We start from the raw sequence: 2,549 nt of genomic DNA on the forward strand, positions 1-2,549 counted from the left end.
CATGTAGAGCATGTTCTCGACGCCGTTCACCTGCTGCTCAATCGGCGCTGCGACCGTGTCGGCCACTACCTGGGCGTTCGCGCCCGGGAACACCGCTCTCACGGTCACCGTCGGCGGCGTGATCTGCGGATACTGCTCGATCGGCAAGCCAAACAACGCCACGGCGCCAATCAACATCGTCACCAACGCGATGACGTTGGCAAAGACGGGGCGGTCAATGAAGAAGCGAGATAGCACGGGGAGGTAGGACGTAGGTGTAGTAGTTAGTAGGTGAAGTAGGTGAAGTAGCAGGCGAGTTGCGGCCGATCACTGGTCTGCGCGCGCTCCTTCATGACTCGCCACTTTCTTCCTCCCTCGGCGTCTCCGCGTCTCTGCGGTTCAATGGGGAGCAGCCGCCGCAGTGGTCGGATTCACTGTTCTGGCGGCCATTTTTTCGGCGCGCTCCGGGCTGACCTTCGACTTGGGACGGGCGTATTGCATGCCGTTTACGACGACCCAGTCTTCCGCCGCGACGCCGTCTTTGACGACGTACATGCCTTCGATCAACATGCCGAGCTTGACGGGGCGGTATTCGACTTCGTTCTCGCTGTTCACGACCAGGATGTAATCGCCGCGCTGATCGGCCCCGATGGCGCGCTCGCTGACTAGGAGCTGCTTTTCCGGTTCGCCTACCGGCATCCGCAGCCGTACGAACAGGCCGGGCACAAGTTGCCCGTCGGCATTCGGGAACACGCCGCGCCGCATTTGCGTGCCGGTGTCCGGGTCGACGCCAAGGTCGGCGAACTCCAGCGTCCCGACGTGCGGAAAGGCGTCCTCATTGGCCAGGCCCAGCGACAGTGGGGGCGGGTTCTCGCGGAAGTTGGCGATCGCTCCGCTGCGATAGAGACTCATCAGTCTCAACACATCCCCTTCGCTGACGCTGAAATACACATGAATCGGATCGAAACTTTCCAATGTTGCCAGCTCGGTCATTTCCGCCTGCACAAGATTGCCAACGTCGAGCAGGTGTCGCCCGATGCGTCCGGCGATCGGCGCCTTGATCTCGGTGTAAGCGAGATTCAGTTCCGCCTGACGCACGACGGCCTGGGCGGCGGCGACTTCCGCTTCTGCGGTCGCGCGGTTGGCCTCTTTGACGTCCAGTTCGGCCTCGGTGACCGCTTTTCGCTCCACCAACGGCAGCGTGCGTTGAATATCCGCGTCGGCCAGTTTGAGCGCCGCTTTCGCCTTTTGCACATTCGCCTTGGCCAAGGCCAGGGCCGCCTCGAACGGCTCCGGCTCGATCACGAACAGCAACTGCCCGGCTTCGACATTGGCGCCGTCGGTGAATTCGATGCTCTTGAGGTAGCCCATCACCCGGGCGCGAATGCGGATGGCCTCGACGGCTCGCGTCGTGCCGGTGAACTCGATGTAATCGACCACCTTATCGGACGCCGGCTGAGCGACTGTGACCGCGGGGGGCGGCGGCTGCTGGTATTCATTCGCCTGGCCGCAACCGGCGAGGGCGACAGCGAGCGACAAGACTCCCCACTGGAAGCCACGCATGGACGAACCCCAAAAAAGATTGAAAACGAAACCCTTCCGCCGCGGCAGCGTATAAAATATATTGTGGACGGACCGGTCCGTCCACAATACTTTCAGGGGGATTCAAGCCGAAATCTGGACAATCGGCGAAGCACCCTGCTGCGAACATCCCCACCTCCAGGGAGCAATCACCCAGAGGTGGGGGCTTTGTTCGATCGCGCACATGTCCACGAGGAGGCGGGGACCCAATGGAAGGTTCAGGCAATCGCCCGCGCAACAAGCCGGGCAGGAAATGTGACGAAGCCACACACGCCCAGCGGGGAACGAACATTCTGTGCGCGGCCTTGCAGACGTTTGCTGAAAAAGGCTATGCCGCGGCGGACGTGCAGGAGATCGCGGACCGCGTGGGCGTCGGCAAGGGGACGGTCTACCGCCAGTTCGGCAACAAGGAAGAACTGTTCCTGGCCACGGCCCGGCATGCCCATGAATTTCTGGTGGAAGCGGTCGAAGAAGCGTCCGCCGAGATTGAGTGCCCGCTGGAAAAACTGCGGAGCGCGATGTACGCGTTCCTCAGCTTCTTCGACGAACATCCGGAAGTCGTTGAACTCTTGATTCAGGAGCGCGCCCATTTCCGGGGCGTACAACAGCCGACCTTCTTCGCGAAAAGCCACGACAAGCAAGACGAATGGGCGGAGGTTTTTCGACAGATGATTCAGGGCGGCATGATGCGCGATTTGCCCGTTCCGCAGATCGAGGAAGCGATCACGAAATTCCTGTTCGGCGTCATGTTCGTGAACTATTTCGCCGGACGCGAAAAACCCCTCGCACAGCAATGCGACGAAATCTTCAATGTGCTGTTCCACGGCTTGTTGACGCATTGCCCTGCCGAGCCGATTAGCCCCGATAGGGGCGGCAGATAATAGCCAGGGGTGACAACCCCTGGGAAACGTGGCCCAAATAAGGTTCTTCACCCAATTCCGGGGAAAGCCTGGCGGATTTTGAGAAAGAAGTAGTTGTCGTCTCGGTAG

The 2,549-nt window shown here is 60.6% G+C and carries 3 protein-coding genes; 1 reads left to right on the plus strand and 2 read right to left on the minus strand.

What is annotated here, in order from left to right:
• Positions 1-237, minus strand: a 237-nt coding sequence (locus SGJ19_27560) for an efflux RND transporter permease subunit (protein MDZ4784023.1), incomplete at its 3' end; no start/stop codon positions are given.
• A 141-nt stretch (positions 238-378) separates the two neighbouring features.
• Positions 379-1,542: an efflux RND transporter periplasmic adaptor subunit gene (locus tag SGJ19_27565; GenBank protein ID MDZ4784024.1), complete on the minus strand. Its 1,164-nt coding sequence runs from the start codon at positions 1,540-1,542 to the stop codon at positions 379-381.
• 227 nt (positions 1,543-1,769) lie between these two features.
• On the opposite strand from SGJ19_27565, the gene SGJ19_27570 reads away from it, so the two are divergent.
• Positions 1,770-2,441, plus strand: coding sequence for a TetR/AcrR family transcriptional regulator (locus SGJ19_27570; protein ID MDZ4784025.1), 672 nt, complete (start codon positions 1,770-1,772; stop codon positions 2,439-2,441).
• Positions 2,442-2,549 lie beyond the last annotated feature (108 nt).

Source organism: Planctomycetia bacterium (genome assembly GCA_034440135.1).
Lineage (GTDB): Bacteria > Planctomycetota > Planctomycetia > Pirellulales > JALHLM01 > JALHLM01.

What these genes read in the sequence shown, in the direction of transcription:
- SGJ19_27565 (MDZ4784024.1), bottom strand. Translation starts at nt 1,542, where the DNA reads ATGCGTGGCTTCCAGTGGGGAGTCTTGTCGCTCGCTGTCGCCCTCGCC.
- SGJ19_27570 (MDZ4784025.1), top strand. Translation starts at nt 1,770, where the DNA reads ATGGAAGGTTCAGGCAATCGCCCGCGCAACAAGCCGGGCAGGAAATGT.